Raw genomic sequence first — 18,154 nt, 5'->3', positions numbered from 1 at the left:
ACACATCTTCTTACTTTATAAGTAAATTATGTATTTATTTTGTATTTTTTCAAATTACTACTTGAATTTTAATAAATTTACTGTATAATTATTTTATAATTTATTTATAGGAGGTCTTTAAATTGTCAAATAAAGACATATTATCAAAAGAAAAATTAAAAAATTTACCTATCGGTGTTATGGCTACTTTGTTAGGTACCTTAACATTAAGCAATGTATTTGCTATGCTTGGATTTAACTCATTAAGACATCTAGCTGTTAATATTGGAGTTGTAATTATACTTGCAGGATTTATGAAGTTATTTTTACATCCTAAACAAGTCTTTACAGAAATGGACGACACAGTTTTAGGAAGTATTTATCCTACTTTCTGCATGTCAATGATGCTAATGGCTGCTTATTATGTTAAATATAATTTTACATTAGGTAAATCTCTGTGGTTATTTGCAGTATCTCTTAATGTTATAGTACTTATAATTTTTACTTATAATAATTTAATAAAGAAATTTGAAATCAATAAATTTTTACCGCCTTATTTTGTTCCTTATGTTGGAATAATAGTAGCAGTAATAACTAGCACAGCTATGAAAGCACCTGTTATAACTAAAGTAATATTCTATTTTTCATTTATTGCATATTTTATAATATTGCCTTTTATGATTTATAGATTGGCTACAAAACCTGTTGCTGATTTACCATATCCAACACTTTGTATAATGGCTGCCCCACCTAGTCTTTGTGTAGTTGCTTACTTAACATTATTTAAAGAAGCAAATGTTTATCTAACATTATTTGTATATTTAATAGTAATATTATGTTGTATATACATGTACACCAGACTACCTAAAATTTTAAGAATGAAATTTACACCTTCATTTGCAGGTATAACATTTCCACTTGCAATATCAACGCTTGCTACTTTTAAAGTAAGTGCATTAATGAATGATATTGGACAAGCTACTTTCTCAAATATCTTAAGAGAATTAGGGTCATTACAACTTATACTAGCTTCTGCTGGAATATTATTTGTTATTTACAACTTTATTAAATTATTAATTGATTCATTTAAAATAGAAAACTAACAATACATATTTAAGGTTATAAAGTAAAATTACTTTATAACCTTTTTATTTTAGTTAATTTTAAAACTACTATTTATAACTGTATTCAAAATTTTCTTCTATATTAAAGAAATCTGAGTAATCTATGTCAAAAATATTTTTCTTTACTTTTGAAATATCTATTTTTTCTTTTATAAGCTGAGTTAAGACTCCTGCATAAGATAAATCCCCTTGAATTATACTTCCATATATTTTTCCATCTTTATGAATTATCTTTTTATAATTATCTTTATCTCTTCTAATTTCTACCTTATATGAATCATCTGGAGCCTCAGTTATTCCTAATGACATTGTAGCAATACCAACAAAATTCATGGTATTTTTACTTCCAAAGAAATCTGTCATAATTAAAGAATTGTTTAGCATATTATTAGCTGCTATTATTCCTTCTTTTACAGCCGTTGGCCATATAGGGTTTCTTCCTGTTACATCCCCAGCCCCATATACGTTTGTAATATTTGTTTCTCCCTTTTCATTTATAATTAAACCAAACCTATCTGTAGCTACTTCAGTTTCATTTATAAAGCCAATATTAGCCCTTACTCCTGTAGCGACTATTACTAACTCACATGGAATCTCTTCTCCTGTATTTAATAGTAAGGCTTTAGGATTTTTATTTTCATCAATTATAAGCTTCTCTGCTTTAACATTAAGCTTTAAATTTACTCCTTTTTCCTTAAACTTCTCTTCATAAACTTTAGAAGTGTATTTATCTAATTGAAGTGGAAGTATTTTATCTCCCATTTCTACTAATGAAACATTTAAACCAGATTCTAATAGTCCACTAATAGCATCTATACCAACTAGTCCAGCTCCTAATACAACTACATTTTTTATATTATTTATTTCATTCTTTATAAGAATTGCATCTTCTAAATTTCTAAGTCCTACTACTCTATTAGCCTCTCTTAAATTTACAATTGGAGGTATAAAAGAAGAAGCTCCACTAGCTATTAAAATCTTGTCATAGCTTAAAATATTATTATTTGAAAGAACTATTTTTTGATTTTTTTCATCTAAAGAAATAACCTCTACACCCTTAATCCAATTTATATTATTATTTGTAAAAAAGTTTTCATCTGCAAAATTTAATTCCTTAATATTTCTGTGATTTGAAATATAGTGATGTAATATACATCTTGAATATACATATTCATCTTTTGATACTAATGTTATTTCTGCATTCTCATCTAATTCTCTTAATGTTTTAGCCCCACTTATCCCTGCTGCTGAGGCACCTATAACTACATATTTCATTATTCATCTACCTCCTCTAAAGTAATTGCTGACATAGGACATTTTTCTACACATTGAGGAGTACCTTCCTTCGAATTCTTACACATATCACACTTCATAATTTCTTTGTGCTTCTCCTTTTCGGCTTTTAATACACCATAAGGACACGCCATTATACACATATAACAACTTGCACATTTATTTTTATCATAATTAACTAATCCAGTTTCTTTATCCTTACTCATAGCTCCTGTCATACAGGTGTAAACACACTCTGGCTTATCACAATGTCTACAAAAAATAGGAGCATATTTGCCATTACCATCTATTGTTATTCTACTTCTAGTTTCCTCTGATTCATGAGATACTAAACAAGCTGTAGTACAAGTTAAACACCCTACACATTTTTTTCTATCTATTTTTATTCTCTTCATGTTAATAGCTCCTTAATGATTTATTTTTTCAATATTTACTGCCACTGTCTTATATGATGGCTCCTTTGAATATGGATCAAATATTGAAGGCGTTAATGCATTAGTTTCTATATAATGAATTGGTGCATATAAATGATTTTTCTTAACATTGTCTGTAATTTTTGCAGTAAACTCTGCTTTAACACCATTGGAAGAATTGATTCTAATTCTTTCATTTTGTGAAATATTTAACTCTTTTGCAAGTTCTTCATTTATATAAACATAAGAATCTTTTAGAGTTATATTAGAAACTATATCAATTTCTCTTGTTCTAGTTTGTGTATGCCATTGTCCAACAGTACCTCTACCTGAGTTAAATATGTAAGGAAATTCTTCTGTTGTCTTTGTTGGACACTCTAAAACATCTTCAAACATAAACTTAACCTTTTTGGATGGCGTATAATACTTATTATCTTCAAAAAGTCTTCTTTCATCTTCTTTAAGAACTTCACCTTCTTTAAATGGCCATTGTACTCCTTTAGACCCCTTTAAATCTTCATAATTAACACCTGTAATATCACAAGGCATTCCCTTTGAACACTTCTTTAAAAGTTCAAAAGCATCTTGTGGTGTTCTCCACTTATCTAAAAGATTTCCCATTCCTAAAGCTTTTCCAACTCCTAAGAAAATTTCATAGTCCGTAAGTTCTCCATCTTCTTTTTCTAAAACTGGTGAAACCATTGATAAACGACGTTCTGTGTTTATTAAAACACCTTGTTTTTTTATAGCTGGAACTGATGGTAAATATAAATCACAAAGTTTAGCACTATCTGTATCTTCATATATATCTTGAACTACAAAGAAATCTAAATTCTTTATAGCCTTTTCAAATTCCTCATTATTGCTCCATGAATGTCTTGGATTTGTACATATTACCCAAAGTCCTTTGATTTCCCCTGATTTTATTTTTTCTATTATCATGTTATATGGTAGTGTTGGTTTTGATGGAAGTAAACTTTCTTCAATTTCTAAAGCCTCTGCAACTGCTTTTCTTCTTACTGGATTGTCATATTCACCTCCACCATAAAGACCAGCTGTATTACTAAAAGCTCTAGAACCCATTGCATTACATTGTCCTGTCAATGAATTAGCACCAGTACCTTCTCTTCCTATATTTCCAGTCATTATTGCAAGATCTATAATTGATTGAGCAGTTCTTACTGCCTCGTATCCCTGATTAACTCCCATTGTCCACCAGAAAGAAACACGCTTTCCTTCATGAATAATTTGTGCAAGTTCTAAAACTCTTTCCTTTGATATGCCAGTAGCTTCTTCTACATTTTTTAATGTAAATCTAGTTACGTGCTTTTTAAATTCTTCAAAACCTTCTGTGTAGTTTTCAATATACTCTTTATTAATCCAATTCTTTTCTATTAATACATTAGCTAAAGTATAAAATAAAACTAAATCTGCTTTTGGTTTTATATCTATCCATATGTCTGAATTTAAAGCAGTTTCTGATTTTCTTGGATCTATTGTTATTATTTTAGCTTCTTTATTTTTTCTAACACGCCCCCACAATACTGGATGTGCTATAACAGGATTGGCACCAATAAATACAATAGTATCTGATAATTCAATATCATTTAAAGTATATGGAGGTGCATCAAATCCGAAACTTTGCTTATGTGCAACAACTGCAGTTGCCATGCAAAGTCTTGTATTTCCATCTCCATTTATTCCCATGTAATTTCTTCCTACATGTCCTAAAAGCGCCATTTCCTCGGTAGTCATCTGACCTGTACTAATAAAAGCAACACTTTCTTTACCATACTTTTCTTGTATATTTGTCATTTTTTCTGCAAAAATGTTAAATCCATCTTCCCAGGAAATTTCAACCATTTCATCTTTTTCATTTCTTAAAATAGGTGATTTTCTAGCTTTAATTTTGCTTTGTTGCTTATCTAAATTTAATCCTTTAATACAGGAGAATCCCTTATTTACTGGATAATGCTCCGTTGGTAATATCTTTTTTATTTTTCCATCTTCAACATAAAAATCTAGGTTACATGCCAAAGCACAGTAGTTACAAGTTGATTGTATTTTTTTCATCTGATAACATCTCCACTCTTTTGTATTTATTTGTAATATTTATAACCATTATTTAATCTTATACGTTTTTAATTTTATCATCATAATGAAAATTTCACTGTGATAATTGTCACATTATTAACAATCTCTAATAAGATTTTTCTAACAAATTAGTGCAATCTAATAATCTATACTAATTATTAGATTGCACCAATTTTTTTAACTAATTCCTATTTACTAAAAATATATTTATTACATCAACAATGCATCTCTATTTTTAAATTTAATAAAACATATGGTTAACTAACAGCATAATAAAACTTACATTGCTAATTTTACTATAAAATAATGTCAATGTAATATATTTTTACATTGACCTTAAATATTATTCTATTTCCACTATGTTAATCTATATTAGTTAATTACTTTTTCATTATTTTTCTCAGATGCATTATTATCTAAAGCCGTAGATTTTCCAAAGTAATAACCTATAATCATACTAAAAATCGGTATAAACTCTGATGAATTAATTTTTCCAACAATACTAAGATAACAAAAGACTATTGTAACTAATAATGCTATAATTTTCCTTACGCTTAAAAATACATCTTTAAAGTTTTTAGGTATTTTATCACTTTTCATAAATATACACCTCCATAAAATAAATATATTCAGTAGCCTATATTATAGTGAATTTTAACTTTAGTTTATTTAATCTAAAAAGTTAATTATCTATTTGTTCTAATTAATCTTCTTGATTCTTTATCTATAGTTTCCATCAATTTCTCTAATGTATCAATGTCAAAGCCTGCTGCATTATAATAATTTATTAGTTCTTCTTCCATCTTATCTAAAGATAATCTTTCATCGAAGTTATGAAAAGTTTTCACGTACAACTCCTTTATTTTATCCTTGTTCATAATATCACCTCTGTATATTTTCTGTCCTTTTTTATGCTCTTAATAGTATCTATTCTTTTGAAAATTGAAATATGCTAAAATTAATGTAATATTTATCTTAAAAGAAATAAAAGAGCTGTATCAAAATAAATTTTGATACTTAGCGAAAAAAAAAGGAAGTTCGAATTGGAACTTCCTTTTTTGCGCATAGTATATATATGAAAAACTTCACAAAAAATGTGATACCTATGCATCAAATAGGTTTCCCAATCCAGGTTCCTTTTATACCATGTGAAGATGATTCAGTGAGATTGCTATTTAAAGTTACGGAGGGATTAGATTATACAAGATTATATAATACATACTCTACATTAGGTAGAAATCCAGTAATTGATCCTGTCATCTTATTTAGAATTTTAATATATGGATATATGAATAAATTATACTCTAGTAGAGAGATTGAAAAAGCGTGCAAACGTGATATTAATTTTATCTGGCTTTTGCAGGGGCAAAAGGCTCCCGATTACAATACAATTGCTAGATTTAGAGTTAATAGATTAGAAAATTGCATTGACGATTTATTTAATCAATTAATATGTAAATTAGGCAAAATGGAGGAAATAAAATATAAAAATATATTTATTGATGGAACAAAAATCGAAGCGAATGCAAATAAATATACTTTTGTTTGGAAAAAGACTACTGATAAGTTTGAAGCAAAACTTCAAAAAAAAATTAACTTAATTTTATCTGATATATTTAAAGATTTTAAAATTAATGTTGGTAAAATTGAAGGTAAAATATCAGTAGAAAAAGTAAAGGCTATACTAAGCAAACTTGATGATATAAAAATAGCTAATAATATTACATTTGTGCAATGTAAAGGCAAAAGAAAAAGTGCTTTACAAAAATACATAGAATCTTTAGAAGAATTTATTGAAAAGCAAAGTAAATATGATGATTATAATAACACATTTAATGGACGAAATAGTTTTTCAAAAACAGATAAAGACGCAACCTTCATGCACATGAAGGAAGACCATATGAAGAATGGGCAATTAAAGCCAGGATATAACATTCAAATAGGGGTTGAAGGTGAATATATTGTTGGTATTGATATATCAAGTGAACGTTCAGACCAATTAACTCTTATTCCATTCTTAGATAAACTGGAAGAAGAATTACCTGTTAAGTTTGAAAATGTTATAGCTGACGCTGGATACGAAAGTGAAGAAAATTATAGGTATCTATCTGAACATAAACAAAATTCATATATCAAACCTCAAACTTATGAAAAGTCCAAGAGTAAAAAGTTTAAAAATGATATAAGTAAAAGAGAAAATATGAACTATGATGTTAAAAATGATATTTATATTTGTGCTTTCGGGAAAAGGATAGTTCCAGTATCAACTAAATATAGAACATCAAAATCTGGTTATATATCTGAAATTACAATATACGAATGTGAAAATTGTAATGATTGTCCTTATAAGAATACCTGTACTAAAGCTAAAGGAAATAAAAGACTTCATGTTTCAAAAGATTTTATAAAATATCGTGAAAAATCATTAAATAAAATAACCACCCATGAAGGGAAGTTATTAAGGATGAATCGTTCTATTCAAGTTGAGTGTGCATTTGGAGTACTAAAGCAAGACTACGGTTTTAGGAGATTTTTATTAAGAGGTAAGAAAAATATAAAAATAGAATTTCTACTTCTTTGCTTCGCTTACGATATCAAAAAGTTGTTTAATAAAACACTAACAAATATAAATAGAATATTATTACATAAAATGAAAATGGAGTAAAGTTATAATTTTACAAATAGGAGGTGATTTTACTACCTTCTATTTGTTGTGCTTTAAAGTATTAAATATAACAATAATTACTATAAATATAATGAATAAATATTGAAAAAACCATAAAAAAGTGGCTTTCGCCACGCTCCCTTCGGGAATTTAATTTTAAGTACCTTAAAAAGCATAGAACCGATATCTGTTCTATGCTATATTTTTCCTATTAATTAATACTTTATTCCATATACTCCAGTATACTCTTTAGGCCTCATTACTCCTCCGCACTTTTCACATGAAAAGCATGGTGGTTCATCAACATTGCTTTGATCCATTTCATCAAAATATTCAACTACTTCTTTAGGAATATTTTCTTTAGCTCCGCAAATAGTACAAATATATAATATTTCCTCTGTTTTCATTTTACTTCCTCCAACTAAGTTGTTTTCGGAATTATTTTACCACTTAATATACGTTTAGTAATAGCATAATTTTCTATAGCCTTTTCTAATTTTTCTTCATTCTCTTCTATAATCTTAATTCTCAGCCGTTCCCTCATGGACCCATATTTAGGATATACAATATCATGAAATCTCATTTTATTACCACAGTTAGGACATTTACACGGATTTACACCACTTATTGCCAGTATTCTATTCTCCCAAGTTGCTATAGATCTTCTTATACTTAATATCTTTTCATCTATCATTTTTATAAAATTAAATTTTCCTTTGCTTCTTCTAGAATAAATTCCAAAGTATCTTATCATTTTAAAATTTTTCTCTGGAATATGTCTTATTATTCTTTTTATGAACTCATATACATGTACAGTTTCAACTATGACCTTATTATCTTCATGTCTAGTATATTTATAAGTCACATTTTCACCATCATATTTAAGAATCCTTGATTCCGCTATCGCAGGACGTCCCACATATCTCCCTACATATTTTGCTGCTGTCTTCGCTGATTTTATCTCAGTTTTAGCATGAACATAAAAACCTTTATCTTTCTCTTTATATAGTTTATTTTTTAGTAATTTAATTTCTTTTGTATTTCCATTTATATAAGTTATTTCATCTAACAAAACCTTTTGCCATCTTTTTCTTAATGATTCATAAGATATGTGCCTTATATGCCTCCATTCTGTTATATTTCCTCTCCCTCCTTCTGTAACCATCATATGTACATGAGGATTCCACTTTAAATCTCTTCCAAATGTATGTATTACAGTTACTATACCTGGTGTGAATTCCTCCTTTCTATTTAAACTATGCATCCAACTCGTAACAGCTCTCGCTGCGCACTTCGGCAATATCTTAAGTCTTTGTCTATCCAGTCCAAAGAATTCTCTTAATTCTTTTGGTATAGTAAAAACTATATGTCTATGCCTAACATTTATTAAATTTCCCAACATATTATCAATCCAATTATCCGTATAAATCTTTCCACATGAAGTACAAAATCTACTTTTACATGTAAATCCGATTCTCTTTGTAGTATTACAATTATTACACTTCAATTCAATAAATCCATACTTTGTATCTTTACACTTTAAAACTTTTTCTACTTCCTTTTTAACATTAGGTCTAATCTTATTTTTATATAACTTTTCAAACTCTTTCCAATGGTCTTCCAATATTCTTTTTATTTTACCTTTTTTCATCTGTTAAACCTCTAATTTATAATTAATTAATCTAACATATTTGAAGGCTAAAAGCTAGATAATATCTAACTTTCAGCCTGCAAAATTTTTATACTTTCCTGTACATTAAAAAAGACCGTCTACGTAAATGATTAAAAATCATTTACGAGACAGCCCCTTTATTTTAGCTTAAATTTAAATGAAAATTTTAACAACAGTCATTTTCGTTCCATCTTCCACTGCTACTACTACAAGTATTGTCTTCAAAGTCAAAATCATCTCCACAATTTGAAGTATCTTCGCAGCCATTATTTTGAGCTGCATTTAATCCAGCTAGATATCCATCCTTATATCCTTTTTTGTAACCCTCTCTACATCCATAAGCTTTTCCTCTTTGGAAACCTTCTCTAACTCCAGCTTCTCTTCCATCTTCGTAACCTTTTTGGTATCCTTTTTGAGAGCCATCTCTATAACCTTTTTCATAGCCTTTCTTATATGCGCATTCTGCTCCATCTCTTAAACCTTTTGCATAGCCTCTTTCACAACCATCTTTTAATCCCTTAGCATATCCTTTTTCACAGCCCTCTTTTTTCCCATCTTCATATCCAGCTTTATATCCTTGTTCGTTTCCACAACAAAAACCTCTGTTATATCCCATTCTATATGCATTTCTGCAATCATTACTTAATCCAGCATTATTGCTACTAACTACTCCAATATTATTACATTCATTGTTAGAATAATTGTACTCACACATTATATTCTCCTCCTTAGTAAGACATATTTCTACTAATATAATATGCAGATTATTAATTTTTTGACATTATGAAAAATTAGAATTACTTTTATATACAAATACTTATAGGTAACATAACTGTAGCTTTACCCTTTATACTTATATCTGGCTTATTAGGTAATAATATACCATTTTTTTCTAAAATATCAAAATATGGATCCATTGATTTTAGCAATTTTTCGTAATATTCTTCTTGAGAAGATTTTCGAAATAAACTTAATTTCTCATTGCTACAACAAATCTTCATAGTTTTTCCTATTACTCTACAAGGACAACTTGTAAAATCATACATACATGCTTTAGAATTTAAAAAATATGTGTTATTAACTACTAAAATTATATAACTTTTCCCATTGGATAAAACCATTTCTTCAGTTCCATTTTCTGTAATGCAATTTTTCATACATTCTAATAATTTAACTATAACTGTATAGTTTAACCCTTTTAATTTTGAATCTTTTAATAGGCTATCTAAAAATTCTGTATTATAACAAATTAATGTATTAATTAATGTATTTAAATATGGAACTATAGATAAAGTAGTAATTTCCCCTTGAACTTCTATAATTTCTCCTTCTGTAAGATCTTCTTCAACAATATTTTCACTTTCAATTAATTTAATATTATTATTATCATATAAGGAACTCACCAATTCATTATGTAATAAAAAAGTAGTGTTTATTCTTTGAAATTGTTCTTGTATTCTATCATATTCTTTACCTTCCACTCCTCCATCAATACCTTTGGTATTTTGATAATTATTATCTAGAAAATGATGTCTTACCTTATATCCATCAGTTTTATCCTTCCCTTGTTTTTCACCATTTCCACATGCCTCTCTATTACTAATGTTAATATTTCCTGATAATGTTCTATCTTTTATATTTGTTACTGTTTTTATATCTATATATCCATTTAATGCTAATGCATTCATATTTTTAATCAAACTTTCATCCATATAAATAAAAAGATCAAGTAGATTGTTATCCATGCTGTCCCCCTTTACTTTTTAAGAAACTCTATAATCCTTCCAATATATTATATTTAACACAGTATCTTAAAATGACATAAAAAAATAAACTTACTTAAAGTTTAAGTAAGTTTATTTTTAATTTTTGTCCCTTAATATAGATTTTATTTCTTCTAAAATCTTTTCGTCAGAAGCATCTGATATAAGCTTACTAGTTTTTGAACTTCTTAACATATGAAGTATTTCAATTTCTTCCTGAAGCTTTTCAATAGCTATCTCAACTTCTTTTTTATTTTTTTCTCTTACCTTTTCCGAATAAATTAATTCATTGCAAACTAAACAATATGCTGAAGCTTCTACAACTTCTATTCTACCAATATTTAAATCCTTAGTTACCTTTTTACCCTTTAATATATATGGTTGTATCTTTTTGCAATGTTCACAATATCCTCTATTATCATTAAACATATATCCCACCCGTTTCAACTTCATTGTTAACTATTTTATAATACATCATATGTATATAGTTTGTCACTATTACAAATTATATACTTATAATGAAAATGTATATTGATAATTATTATTAAATGATATATAATATTACTAAATTAATCATACTATTTTACTCTTCTTTATTTGCAAATATTATTTAGGAGTGATGAAAATGATAAAAGAAAAAGGAAATAAAATCTCTATAATAGGAGCTGGTTTTGTAGGTTCTACTACTGCCTATTCTTTAATGATACAAGGCTTAGCTTCTGATATTGTTATCGTTGATATAAATAAAGAAAAGGCTGAAGCTGAAGCTATGGATTTATCACATGGTGCTGCTTTTGTTAAAGCAGTAGATGTTAAATCTGGAACTTATGAGGATACTAAAGACTCTGATATTGTAATTATTACTGCTGGAATAGGCCCAAAACCTGGTGAAACAAGACTTGATATAATAAATAAAAATCTAAATATATTTAAAGACATTATTCCCGAAGTTGTTAAGTATAGCCCTAACTCAATTTTATTAGTTGTCTCAAATCCTGTAGACATATTAACTTATATAACTTATAAATTATCAGGTTTTCCTAAAAATAGAGTTATTGGATCAGGTACTGTTTTAGATACTTCAAGATTAAAATATATGTTAAGCGAGCATTTTGATATAGATGCTAGAAATGTTCATACTTATATAATAGGTGAACATGGTGACTCTGAAATTACAGCTTGGAGTTTAACAAATATTGCTGGAATGGATGCTGATAGTTATTGTGATACTGTTTGCTCTAAATGCGACAAAAAATTTAAATATGAAATACCTAATTTAGTTAAAAATGCTGCTTATGAAATAATAAATAGAAAGGGTTATACAAATTATGCGGTTGGATTAGCTATAACTAGAATAGTAGAAGCTATTTTAAGAGATGAGGATTCTATTCTTACTGTTTCTTCTTTATTTGAAGGTCAATATGATATAAATGATGTTTATCTTGCTATTCCTACTATAATAGATAGAAATGGAGCAAAAAAAATTCTTGAAGTTCCTCTTTCCCAAGATGAAATATCTAAACTTAAAGAATCTGCTGACTTATTAATAAACCATCTTTCTAAAGCAAAAATTTAATTTTTAAAATATAAGTACCAAGATTTTAAACTTCGGTACTTATATTTTTTATAAATTCTTTTGGTATTTTAAATATAAATCTACTTATATTATTTCTTTTTCCATTTGAGCTTTTTGAATAAGTTAAGTAAAGCTTCTTTTTAGCTCTAGTAATAGCTACATAGAAAACTCTTTCCTCTTCTTTCAAATTAGAGCTCTTTATTGATTGGTATGATGGAAATACATTTTCTTCCATGCCTGCTAAAAATACATAATCAAATTCTAGTCCTTTAGCTTGATGAACTGTTATTATAGGAATTCTTGATTGATTTTTTAATATTCTTTCCATATCTCCATTTGAAAGGGATGTTACTTTTAATAACTCTATCATAGAATCCTCTGGACTCAATCGAAAATCATCTAACTCCTTAGAAATAGAATAGAACTCTCTTAATCTAAAAATTCTTTGTGGCTCTTTTTCATATAATTTTTTAATATTAAACTCTTTAATAACTTTAACTATTATATCTTTAGGTCTTTTAAATTTACTTTCCTCTTTTAATTTTTCAAGCTTTACACTTAATTCTTTAAAATTTCCCAAGTATTTTCCTGTTAACATTTGTCTCTCAAATGCTAAAGGTATTATTTTATCTTTTATAGCTATCACTAAAAGATCTGCAGTTGCTAAAATATCATCCATTGCATCATGAGTTGGTTTATTCTTTATTTTAAAAATTCTACTTAATGTTTCTAATTTATAATTTTCTAAATTAGGATAGAATCTTCTGTATATTTCTAATGTATCATAAAAATCTAAAAAACTATGAGACCCCAAATTATTTCTTTTTAATTCACTATTTAATATATTTATATCATATTGGACATTATGTCCAACAATAAGTGCTTCTTTAGAAAATTCTAAAAACTCTTTTAGAACCTTTATTTTATCTTCTCCATGTACTTTTAAATATTCATCACTAAATCCGTGTACTCTTTCTGAATTCATTACTGATTTATTATTTTTAAGCACCCTCTGGAACTTATCTATTATTTTACCTTGTGAGTCTATTTTTATTGCAGCTATTTGTATTATTTCATCTTTTGTTGTATCCACACCTGTACTTTCAACATCAAAGACAATTAGATTATTATTATTAAACTCTTTTACGAGTAATGAGTATTTTTCACCATAAATATGAGTTTTCTTATCTATGAAATCATTAATACTTATTCCTACTTCTTTATATATATCTGATTCTATAATCTCAATAATTTTAGAAGATATACCAAACTTAAATCTTTTAATTATTCTCTTTAAGCTATTTGAATCATATTTATTTACACATAATTTTAAAGTTGCTATAATATCTTTAATTTCCTGCCTTCTAAAAAACCTAAATTCATCGATTAGTATAAAATTTAATCTTTCTTCTTTTGGTAAATTTAAATTAAGTCTAATAAATTCCTTAGATAAATTAGTATTATATCTATTGTTTCTAGTAAGTACACAAATTTTAGAAATATCTTTTATATCTAACTTTTTTATTTCATCAAATATAAATCTTGCCTCATCTTTTATATTATTTAACGAATTAAAGCAAATTTTTTCTCCATCCATATTATTTACAGCTTTGATTTGATTTTTATATACTTTTTCTACTTCCATAGAAAAAGTATTTTTTAAATACCTAAAAGATGCATCTATAAGATTTTTAGTTGCACGATAATTTTCATTAAAAACTATCTCTTTCGGATTATATTTTTTAGTAAAATCCTTTATTATTAAATCTGGAATAGATCCTCTCCATTGATATATTGTTTGAAATTGATCACCACAAAGCAATATATTACTTCCATAAAATAATTTCTCTATTATTTCATATTCCAAGTAACTAGTATCTTGAACTTCATCAATACTTATATACTTAAATTTTCTTCTTAAGTTTTCTACTACAGTAGTATCTTTAAATAATTGATGTACTTTTATAATAAGATCATTAAAATCTAATCCATGGTTATTGTATAAAGCACTATTGTAACTTTGTACAATTTTAGCGCCTTCTTTTTCTAATATATTTATCATATTATAATTAGTAGAATATTCCTCAGATACACATATTCTTTTAATTTCTTCATATTTTTCCTTATATACTCTCTTTATAACCTCTTCATAATCTTTTAATGAATTATCTGAATACAAATTTAACATTCCTATATTTTCTTTTATTAAGGAAATAAAATTTTGAAGAGAAAGTAGAGGAAAATTAAAATAATTAACTGTTCCTATAACTTCTTTACAATCCTCTTCATCAAATATAACAAAATCTGTGTATATATCAGTACTTTTTTTAGCTTGTTTCTTTAATATATCAAAACAAAAACTATGAAAAGTTTTAATAATAACTTTATTACTATTTTTTTTCAATATCCTTTCAATTCTTTCTTGCATTTCTTTACTTGCCTTATTTGTAAATGTAATACATAATATTTCTTCTTCTTTAGCTCTATTTTTTTCTATTATATTAGAAATTCTATATGCTAAAGTATTTGTTTTCCCTGTTCCTGCCGATGCAAGCAATAAAATATTTTTATCAAGTTCTTCTACAACTTCTCTCTGTTTTATATTAAGACTAGTTGGCATTAACTCACCGCCAATTTTATTTTTTTATAATATTATAACACAAAAAGCACTTATTCATTTGTGAATAAGTGCTTAACTTAATTTACTGTTCTCTTAAATATTGTTTTTTTAATTAATATAATGTTGAATAAATTATTGTACTATACTTATCTCTTTATGCGTAAATATTTACCAGGTGAAGTTTGAAGCATTCATAGTATGCATCATTAAGATATAATTTGATATTTTTATTATAAAAGTAATCTTCCTTCTATTCTTCTTTCATAATCAGTCCATTGGCCAGGATTTATCCCCTGTGAAATTATATCTACTTTATTTAATGTTGCATCTACATAATCTGCATAATGGACTATAAAAGATTCTTGACTCTTTGGTGATTTTGGTGATCCATATTCAAGTTTACCATGATGTTGAACTATTATGCCTTTTAATCTCTCTTTAAACTCGTCAGAATACATTTCCTTATTCTCTCTAAAAGCATCTTCAAGCATAGATACACCTATAACTATATGTCCTTCCATTTCTCCTTCTAGTGTATAGCCAAAAGGTCCACCATAATACATTTCTCTTACTTTTCCTATATCATGGAGCTTAGCACCTAATATAGCTAATTCTTTATATCTACAATCATATCTATGGGCAAATACTTTAGCTAAATATGTTACATTTAATGTATGTTCTGCTAATCCTCCTAAATAATTATGATGATGATATACACCTCCTATTGCCATCTTAAATTTTTTCAAAAACTCTTCGTTTTTGAAAAAATAATCATTTATAGCTATTACTTCAGGACTTTTAAACTCATCTCTAGTAATCTCATCAAGTTCTTTTATTATGTCTTCAACTGGTCTTTTAACAGATGGAATATATGTATATACGTCAAATTTTTCTATTTTTTTTATTGCTTCTACTTTAAAAGGAGATTTAAAAATCCCTTTAACCATAATAACTTCCCCAACTTTTGGAGTAGAATCCTTATATGTTATTATCGCCTTAACTTCTGATGTCTTATCTCCTATATAGGCTATTATACTATTATCCTCTATTGATAATATTTTCATTACCATCAAACAACTTTCTATTTTCTCACCATTTTTTACATCTTTTAAATATTTATGATCCATCATTATGTCTCCTTCTTAAGTTATTATATAATTATTATTTCTCTATTAAATATTTCTAATTCATTAATAACTTAATTAAGTATTTTATGTAAGCATTTTTCTAATAAAACCCCTTCTTTTGTTGGATAATTATATTTATTACTTTCTCTTACACAATCAAGTACGAATTTACTTGCTTTTTCTACTGACATTTCTACTGATAAACCATTTATAATATTCCCAAGTAATACAGCTGCAAAAATATCCCCTGTTCCAGGATAGCTCTTTTTTTCTTTTTTATGAGATATTATTGAAAATTCATCCAAATCACTTCTATATATTGCTATACCAATTTCCCCTTCTTTAGCTGGTAAACTTGTTATTATTACATTTTTAGCTCCAAGCCTCACTAAATCTTTTGCTATTTCCTCAACCTCCTCTAATGTTGCTGTAGTTTTAATTTGTTTATTTGTTAATAAGCATGCTTCTGTAAAATTTGGTGTTATTATATCTGATAGTTTTATTAATTCTTTTAAATCTTCTACATACTCTTTATTAAAATTCGAATAAAGTTTTCCTGAATCACCACAAATAGGGTCAAATAAAATTATCTTAGGTTTATTAAAATTAGTTATAAATTTTTTAGTACTTCTTAAAATCTCTCTAGTTCCTAAGTATCCAATAAATATTCCATCAAAACTTATATTATTTTCTTTATAATGATTTATTGAATCTTCTATAAACTGTACATTATATCTTATTACTGGTTTTCCAAATCCTCCAGTATGTGTAGATAAAATAAGAGTGGGTATAGGACAACATTCTATACCCATAATGCTTAATACCGGCATTACATTAGTTAAAGCAGCTTTTCCTATACCACACATATCATGAAGAATGGCTATTTTATTAATTGGTTTTTTCAAAATTACCACCCCTTTTTACTATATTAAATTAGACTTTTTAACTACTTTCTTAACTGCAGTTGCTAAAGGTACAGCTATAATGACTCCTATTGTAGTTGTAACTAGTGATGTACTTAAACTAGTTACTGCAACCGCCCATGTTTTCCCGAATATAAGTAAATTACTTATAAAATATCCTATAAGTGATACTAATCCACCTACTATAAATCCTGCTATATTATATTTAAAACTATTTCCTTCTTTACCATTAGCAAATGATATTTTTCCTGCTACATATCCTGTTAATCCTTTTACTATTAAAGTTGGTATTGTCCATGCTACAAAATCACTTAATAAATCAAAAAGTGCACATCCAATTCCCCCGGCTAGGCCAGCATCTTTTCCAATAAGTACCGCTGCTATAAAAATAGCCGTAGTTCCCAAATGAACCATCGACATTGAACCCCCAATTGGTATTCTAATATTTATAAATGTTCCTACATAACACATAGCTGCAAGTAGTGCAATAACTACCAACCTTTTTGTTTTAAAATTCATTATTAATCCCCCTAAATTTTTTTCTCCTTCTATATGATATTTATTTATTCTAATTTAGTCAAATGTATCCATACAATATATTTTTTATAAATAAAAGGGTGCTTTTGCACCCTTTTACTTATTCTTTTACCAGCAACAGCCGCCAAATAGTAATAGTATAAATAATAGTGGGAACCAACCGCCACCGCAGCCTCCCCAGCCTCCGAAGCCGCCACCGCAACCTCCAAAGCCGCCACCGCAGCCACAACAATTATTGAAGTTACATCCACAACTATTACCACATCCACAACCTCGTGAACAGCAACTGTTACAACATCTGTTACAACAACAGCATGATTTACATGATCTCTTTGACATGTTCACCAACTCCTACTCTTTCGTATATT

Annotated in this window: 18 protein-coding genes; 3 read left to right on the top strand and 15 right to left on the bottom strand. The window is 27.3% G+C overall.

All coding sequences use genetic code 11. From position 1 onward, the window contains the following. Positions 1-122: 122 nt before the first annotated feature. The gene (locus tag CP523_RS15655) at positions 123-1,082 is read left to right on the top strand and encodes a TDT family transporter (RefSeq protein ID WP_066678621.1); all 960 of its coding nucleotides are present in this window, start codon (positions 123-125) and stop codon (positions 1,080-1,082) included. 69 nt (positions 1,083-1,151) lie between these two features. Here CP523_RS15655 and CP523_RS15650 read toward each other — a convergent pair whose 3' ends face one another. The 5 genes from CP523_RS15650 to CP523_RS16145 all read right to left on the bottom strand — a co-directional run bounded on the left by CP523_RS15650 (position 1,152) and on the right by CP523_RS16145 (position 5,781). Further along, positions 1,152-2,378 carry an NAD(P)/FAD-dependent oxidoreductase gene (locus CP523_RS15650; protein ID WP_066678623.1) on the bottom strand — a complete coding sequence of 409 codons (1,227 nt, stop codon included), beginning with the start codon at positions 2,376-2,378 and terminating at the stop codon, positions 1,152-1,154. Then, the gene (locus tag CP523_RS15645) at positions 2,378-2,791 is read right to left on the bottom strand and encodes a 4Fe-4S dicluster domain-containing protein (protein ID WP_066678625.1); all 414 of its coding nucleotides are present in this window, start codon (positions 2,789-2,791) and stop codon (positions 2,378-2,380) included. Before CP523_RS15645 ends, CP523_RS15650 begins: the two co-directional genes overlap by 1 nt. Before the next feature lie 12 nt (positions 2,792-2,803). After that, entirely contained in the window at positions 2,804-4,882 is a 2,079-nt protein-coding gene (locus tag CP523_RS15640) for a nitrate reductase (protein WP_066678626.1), read from the bottom strand. A gap of 393 nt (positions 4,883-5,275) precedes the next feature. Beyond that, positions 5,276-5,503 (bottom strand): hypothetical protein, encoded by a 228-nt coding sequence (locus CP523_RS15635; RefSeq protein WP_066678628.1) that lies wholly within the window; start codon positions 5,501-5,503, stop codon positions 5,276-5,278. 86 nt (positions 5,504-5,589) lie between these two features. After that, on the bottom strand, positions 5,590-5,781 hold the full coding sequence (locus CP523_RS16145; protein WP_141669551.1) for a hypothetical protein: 192 nt from the start codon (positions 5,779-5,781) through the stop codon (positions 5,590-5,592). A gap of 197 nt (positions 5,782-5,978) precedes the next feature. Here CP523_RS16145 and CP523_RS15630 point away from each other — a divergent pair, with 197 nt between their 5' ends. Then, positions 5,979-7,568 carry an IS1182 family transposase gene (locus tag CP523_RS15630; RefSeq protein WP_066678630.1) on the top strand — a complete coding sequence of 530 codons (1,590 nt, stop codon included), beginning with the start codon at positions 5,979-5,981 and terminating at the stop codon, positions 7,566-7,568. A 215-nt stretch (positions 7,569-7,783) separates the two neighbouring features. Here the strand turns inward: CP523_RS15630 and CP523_RS15625 are convergent, their stop codons facing one another. The 5 genes from CP523_RS15625 to CP523_RS15605 all read right to left on the bottom strand — a co-directional run bounded on the left by CP523_RS15625 (position 7,784) and on the right by CP523_RS15605 (position 11,432). After that, on the bottom strand, positions 7,784-7,975 hold the full coding sequence (locus CP523_RS15625; RefSeq protein ID WP_066677279.1) for a hypothetical protein: 192 nt from the start codon (positions 7,973-7,975) through the stop codon (positions 7,784-7,786). Positions 7,976-7,989: 14 nt separating this feature from the next. After that, positions 7,990-9,219 carry an IS91 family transposase gene (locus CP523_RS15620; protein WP_120140379.1) on the bottom strand — a complete coding sequence of 410 codons (1,230 nt, stop codon included), beginning with the start codon at positions 9,217-9,219 and terminating at the stop codon, positions 7,990-7,992. 187 nt (positions 9,220-9,406) lie between these two features. Continuing rightward, the gene (locus CP523_RS15615) at positions 9,407-9,955 is read right to left on the bottom strand and encodes a Yae1 family protein (protein ID WP_066678687.1); all 549 of its coding nucleotides are present in this window, start codon (positions 9,953-9,955) and stop codon (positions 9,407-9,409) included. Positions 9,956-10,043: 88 nt separating this feature from the next. Then, entirely contained in the window at positions 10,044-10,985 is a 942-nt protein-coding gene (locus tag CP523_RS15610; RefSeq protein WP_066678688.1) for a DUF6414 family protein, read from the bottom strand. A gap of 117 nt (positions 10,986-11,102) precedes the next feature. Beyond that, positions 11,103-11,432, bottom strand: coding sequence for a hypothetical protein (locus tag CP523_RS15605; RefSeq protein ID WP_066678689.1), 330 nt, complete (start codon positions 11,430-11,432; stop codon positions 11,103-11,105). A 196-nt stretch (positions 11,433-11,628) separates the two neighbouring features. On the opposite strand from CP523_RS15605, the gene CP523_RS15600 reads away from it, so the two are divergent. Then, complete coding sequence (locus CP523_RS15600; RefSeq protein WP_066678690.1) at positions 11,629-12,579, top strand: L-lactate dehydrogenase; 951 nt, start codon at positions 11,629-11,631, stop codon at positions 12,577-12,579. A gap of 25 nt (positions 12,580-12,604) precedes the next feature. On the opposite strand, the gene CP523_RS15595 is transcribed toward CP523_RS15600, so the two are convergent. The 5 genes from CP523_RS15595 to CP523_RS15575 form a co-directional block, all read right to left on the bottom strand. Continuing rightward, a complete protein-coding gene (locus tag CP523_RS15595) occupies positions 12,605-15,199 on the bottom strand; it encodes a 3'-5' exonuclease (RefSeq protein ID WP_120141028.1) in 2,595 nt (864 codons plus the stop codon). A gap of 230 nt (positions 15,200-15,429) precedes the next feature. Continuing rightward, entirely contained in the window at positions 15,430-16,326 is an 897-nt protein-coding gene (locus CP523_RS15590; protein ID WP_066678693.1) for an HD domain-containing protein, read from the bottom strand. Between the two features lie 71 nt (positions 16,327-16,397). Next, a complete protein-coding gene (locus CP523_RS15585; protein WP_083089623.1) occupies positions 16,398-17,231 on the bottom strand; it encodes a pyridoxamine kinase in 834 nt (277 codons plus the stop codon). 18 nt (positions 17,232-17,249) lie between these two features. Next, positions 17,250-17,768, bottom strand: a complete 519-nt coding sequence (locus tag CP523_RS15580) for an ECF transporter S component (protein WP_066678695.1) — start codon at positions 17,766-17,768, stop codon at positions 17,250-17,252. A 126-nt stretch (positions 17,769-17,894) separates the two neighbouring features. Next, entirely contained in the window at positions 17,895-18,125 is a 231-nt protein-coding gene (locus CP523_RS15575; protein WP_083089625.1) for a hypothetical protein, read from the bottom strand. Positions 18,126-18,154 lie beyond the last annotated feature (29 nt).

The organism is Clostridium septicum (genome assembly GCF_003606265.1).
Classification (GTDB): Bacteria; Bacillota; Clostridia; order Clostridiales; family Clostridiaceae; genus Clostridium; species Clostridium septicum.
This window is presented reverse-complemented; position numbering and strand designations above follow the sequence as displayed.